This is a genomic window from Paenibacillus sp. 01L418, assembly GCF_056400045.1.
The window spans coordinates 1-4,945 of the sequence record NZ_JBFTSN010000448.1; the positions used below are offsets into that span (position 1 = coordinate 1).

Annotated in this window: 5 protein-coding genes; 1 reads left to right on the forward strand and 4 read right to left on the reverse strand. The window is 46.3% G+C overall.

The annotated features are described in order from the left end of the window. Positions 1 to 545 (forward strand): GNAT family N-acetyltransferase (locus tag AC1DSE_RS29975; protein ID WP_477528676.1); only part of this gene is annotated, 545 nt, incomplete at its 5' end. Between the two features lie 83 nt (positions 546 to 628). Here the strand turns inward: AC1DSE_RS29975 and AC1DSE_RS29980 are convergent. From AC1DSE_RS29980 to AC1DSE_RS29995, 4 genes are all read right to left on the reverse strand, one after another. Continuing rightward, positions 629 to 1,801: a sugar ABC transporter permease gene (locus AC1DSE_RS29980; RefSeq protein ID WP_441881787.1), complete on the reverse strand. Its 1,173-nt coding sequence runs from the start codon at positions 1,799 to 1,801 to the stop codon at positions 629 to 631. 2 nt (positions 1,802 to 1,803) lie between these two features. Further along, the gene (locus AC1DSE_RS29985) at positions 1,804 to 3,327 is read right to left on the reverse strand and encodes a xylose ABC transporter ATP-binding protein (RefSeq protein WP_477511329.1); all 1,524 of its coding nucleotides are present in this window, start codon (positions 3,325 to 3,327) and stop codon (positions 1,804 to 1,806) included. Between the two features lie 80 nt (positions 3,328 to 3,407). Further along, positions 3,408 to 4,508: a D-xylose ABC transporter substrate-binding protein gene (xylF, locus tag AC1DSE_RS29990; RefSeq protein ID WP_441881521.1), complete on the reverse strand. Its 1,101-nt coding sequence runs from the start codon at positions 4,506 to 4,508 to the stop codon at positions 3,408 to 3,410. 133 nt (positions 4,509 to 4,641) lie between these two features. Continuing rightward, the coding region (locus AC1DSE_RS29995; RefSeq protein ID WP_477528677.1) for a helix-turn-helix domain-containing protein at positions 4,642 to 4,945 on the reverse strand (304 nt) is incomplete at its 5' end.

Sequence of the window (4,945 nt, forward strand, 5' to 3'; positions counted from 1 at the left end):
TGCATGCTATGACTGTATTTCATACCGACAGATTAATACTCAGACCATTTGAGGCTGGAGATGCCGAGGAACTACATCAGCTAATAAACGATTTTGATGTTGCAAGCACCACTCTAAATATTCCTTATCCTTATCCGGAAGGCGGAGCTGCTGCCTTTATTGCCCGTCGCGCTGAGATTGGTCAAGAAGGGACAGGCTACACATTTGCTCTGATCGATAAAGGAAACCATACATTTAYGGGAAGCATCGGCATGACAATAAATAATAATCATAAAAGAGCTGAGCTTGGTTATTGGTTAGGCAAACGGTACTGGAATCAGGGGTATGCTACGGAAGGCGTCAAACGAGTTTTACAGTTTGGGTTCGAGAAGCTTGCACTTAATAAAATTGTTGCAGCTGCCATGACAAAAAATCCTGCCTCATCAAGCGTTATGAAAAAAAACGGCATGACATACGAAGGCACTTTCCGCCAGCATTTTCTAAAGTGGGATGTATATGAGGACATCGCTTATTACAGTCTTTTGCGCGAGGAATATTTCAAATGATAGATTAGCAGGACATCAGGGAGAAAAGGTTTCCCAGCAAAACTCCCTGATGCTCAAGCTTAGCTCATTGCCTGAATTCACATTTAAACCTTCTTGCGCTGCCGCGTGTAAATATCGACGTACACCGCAAGAATCAGTATGCCGCCCTTTACGATATATTGCCAGAAGGATTCAAGATTCATTAAGCTCATCCCGTTATCCAAGCTGGCCATTACGAGAGCTCCGATAATCGCGCCAACGATGGTGCCCGTACCGCCCATCAAGCTCGTTCCGCCGATTACGCAAGCCGCAATGGCGTCCAGCTCATAGTTCTGACCTGCACTCATTGTTGCTGCATTTAAGCGAGCAGTCAGCACTAGTGCAGCTATGGCTGCTAGCGTATTGCAGAGAACAAACACGAGCAATATGCGGCGCTTAATATTAATGCCTGATAATCGCGCAGCTTCCGGATTGCCGCCAATCGCATATACTTGACGGCCAAAGGTCGTATTTTTTGATATAAACGTAAAAATAAGCGCCAGCACAATAACCATAACGAATGGAACAGGAATACCTTTGTAGCTGTTCATTAAATAAACGAATCCAATAACAATGGCGCCAATGACGCCTAATCGCAGCACGCTGACGGCAAACGGCTCAACATCAAAGCCAAATTTAGCTCTTGCTGCTCGCTTTCGCATGACAAGGTATCCCGCAACGGCTAAAGCAGTAATGCCAAATATCCATCCGATAATATCCCCCACATAAGATTGACCAATGGCTTTCACCGATGGCGTCAGCGGAGCAATGGTAACGCTGCCGGTTGTACCAAACAAAATACCCCGAAAAATGAGCATCCCGCCGAGTGTTACAATAAACGCCGGCACCGCCCGATAAGCAATAATCCAGCCTTGAATAAAACCGATCGCCGCACCCACACCTAAGGTAGCTAAAATAACCGGTATCGTATTCCACTCGTACCACACGTTTAGAATTGCTGCGATACCACCCGTTAAGCCAACTAAGGAGCCTACCGACAAGTCAATTTGCCCTGCGACGATGACGAGCACCATTCCGATAGCCAGTATAGAGGTAACCGACATTTGTAGAAACAAGTTTGATATATTCGTCGGCGATAGAAACCGGTCATGCAGCAGCGAGAATAAAACCCAAATTGATATTAATGCCCCGATCATCGTATATGCGCGTGCGTCAAATTTCAGCCATTGCGGCCGCTGCTTCATTTTTGTCTGGCTTATCACCGTTTCTTGATTCATGCTCATCGTCCTTTTCCTCCCGTAGCAGCCGTCATAATCATCTCTTGCGTTGCTTCCTCTGCCTTAAACTCACCTGTCTGTTTTCCTTCTGCGATGACGATAATTCTGTGGCTCATGCCTAGCAGCTCTGGGAGTTCGGACGATATCATAATGATGGACACGCCCTGCATAAGCAATTCGTTCATAATATTATAAATTTCAAATTTGGCGCCCACATCGATGCCCCGCGTCGGTTCGTCCAAAATTAAAATTTTCGGATTCGTCATCAGCCATTTGCCGAGTACGACCTTCTGCTGATTGCCGCCGCTTAAAGTTCCTACAATCGTCTCCACTGAATTCGCTTTCACTCGTAAAGAGTTCAAATATTGATTGCCTGCCGCAATTTCCTCATTAGGGCGAAGCACCCCGCCTGAGGATATAGCTGCAAGGCTTGCTAGACTGACATTGCTTTTAATATCCATGCCAAGAACAAGCCCATACTTTTTTCGATCCTCCGATACGAGCGCCAGACCAGCTTTTATAGCATGCCGCGTATGCTTAATCTTTACAGGTTTCCCGTCGATCTCAACCAATCCGTTGCTTTGACCTGGATAAGAACCGAATAAGCTCATGACCAGCTCCGTTCGCCCCGCTCCCATCAACCCGGCAATGCCTAATATTTCACCTTTGCGCACCTCAAAGCTCAAATGATCGATTACTTTTTTACCTTGCCGCTCCGGATTCATAACCGTATAATCCGTCACCTTAAGCATGACTGCACCGGGCTTTGCTTCCACCCGCGGGAATCGCTCCTTGAGCTCGCGTCCAACCATCAGTGAAATGACTTTATCCTCATTCACATCTGACACGTCGTATGTGCCAACCGCCAGACCATCCCGCAGTACCGTAACGGTATCTGCAATCGCAAACACCTCGTTAAGCTTATGTGAAATGTAAATGCAAGTAACGCCGCGTTTTTTAAATTCACGCAATATATTAAGCAATATATCAACTTCCTGCTCCGTTAAAGCAGCTGTAGGTTCATCGAGAATAAGAATATTCGCCTTCTTGGACAATGCCTTTGCAATTTCGATTTGCTGCTGCTTGCCGATGCCAAGGCTGCCGATCAATTGCTCTGGATTCACATCAAGAAGGCCTACTTCCTTCAGCCACCGCTCGCTCTCCTTGAATACGCGCTCCCAGTTAATAATTCCGAATACCGCTGGTTCTTTGCCGAGAAATAAATTTTCGCCAATCGATAAATCCTTCACTAGAGCAAGCTCCTGATAAATGATTGCAATGCCCGCCTCTTCCGCATCCTTTATTTTATCGAAGCGCTTCTCTTCACCGTTAATGAGTATCTGCCCATCGTAGGTGCCATGCGGATATAGACCGCTCAATACCTTCATGAGCGTCGACTTGCCTGCTCCGTTCTCACCGCAGAGTGCATGCACCTCTCCTTTCTTTACCGAAAAGGTCACGTCGTTCAGCGCTTTAACGCCAGGAAATTGCTTCGTAATATTACGCATTTCTAATACCGCCGTCATTCCTTCCTCACCTCCGCAAATGGCAAAGAGGGGAAGAGCGTCATGGCACCCCGCTTCTTCCCCTTTACCTAGTCAAGCAGCTACTTCACGTTTTTGTAAACATCGTCCTTGGAATGGAAGCCGTCTGCAATGACGGTAGCATCCATGTTCGTTTTGTCTACAGCTACCGGATTAAGCAGCACGGACGGCACATCAATTTTACCGTTGTTAACTGTTTTATCAGCGCCTACATCCTCGCCTTTGGCCATCTTCACTGCAAGGTCGGCCGCTTTCTCAGCCAAATCCTTAATTGGTTTGTATACCGTCATCGTTTGTGTTCCTTCAACGATACGCTGTGCTGCCGCAAGCTCGGCATCTTGGCCAGAAACAGGAATTTTCCCATCAAGCCCTTGCGCTGCAAGCGCTTGAATAACACCGCCTGCTGTACCATCATTCGCTGCGACTACAGCATCAATTTTGTTATCATTAGCAGTTAACGCGTTCTCCATATTAGCCAGCGCGTTAGCTGGGTTCCAATCCTTTGTCCATTGATCGAATACGATTTGGATGTCACCGCTGTCGATGAGCGGCTGCAAAATATTAAATGCGCCTTTTTTAAATAAATGGGCGTTATTATCCGTCTCGGCACCTCCGATGTATACGAATTTCCCTTTTGGAGCCAATTTAATAATCGCCTCAGCCTGCATTTCGCCTACCTTTTCGTTATCGAAGGAGATGTATAGATCCAAATCAGAGTTTTTGATTAAACGATCATAAGCGAGCACTTTAATACCGGCCGCATGAGCCTTTTCTACAATCGCTGCCGTTGCTTCTGCATTATGAGGGACGACGACCAGCACATCTACACCTTGGCTTATTAAGTTTTCGGCTTGAGAAATTTGCTTCGCGTCATCGCTGTTTGCTGCTTGCACCTCTACCTTAGCGCCAAGCGCCTCGGCTGCTGCGATGAACAAATCACGGTCGCGCTGCCAGCGTTCCTCTTGCAGCGTATCGAGTGAAAGGCCGATTACAATTTTGTCGTCGCCTGACTTTACGTTGTTCGTTTTTGTTGTTGCTTCTTTATCGGTTGACTTAGACCCCGCGTTCCCATTGTTGCCATTGCCGCTAGAGCATGCCGATATTACGATGATTAGAGCTAGTACAAGCGATACAACCCCGCCTCTTGTAAACCGTTTCCCCATTTTCTTCGCTCCCTTTTATAAAAAAATGTAAATGCTTACATTTCTAATATAACATCGCGCTGGAAGCAGAGAGCCGCCATCTTCCAGTACTCTTTTGCTATCGTCTGCATTTTTTTAAGGCGAACAGCCCTGCTTAGGCTCTTTTGCCAAGGATGGCTCTACGGTAATCGGTCGGCGATACTCCACATACCTTTTTGAACACCTTGCTGAAATAATTAGGATCATTATAGYCAATCTCATAAGTAATTTCCTTTAAGCTTCGATCGGGATCAGCCATCAGCTTCTTGCCCTTTTCAATTCTGCATTCGGTTAAAAAATCGATATAATTCATGCCTTCCTGATCCTTGAACATTTTGCTCATATAAAAAGGGCTTAAGCCAAATCGCTGCGCCATCAGCTCCAGCGATATATCCTTCTCTGAATGCTCCATGATATAC

What these genes read in the sequence shown, in the direction of transcription:
- AC1DSE_RS29980 (WP_441881787.1), bottom strand. Translation starts at nt 1,801, where the DNA reads ATGAATCAAGAAACGGTGATAAGCCAGACAAAAATGAAGCAGCGGCCG.
- AC1DSE_RS29985 (WP_477511329.1), bottom strand. Translation starts at nt 3,327, where the DNA reads ATGACGGCGGTATTAGAAATGCGTAATATTACGAAGCAATTTCCTGGC.
- xylF (WP_441881521.1), bottom strand. Translation starts at nt 4,508, where the DNA reads ATGGGGAAACGGTTTACAAGAGGCGGGGTTGTATCGCTTGTACTAGCT.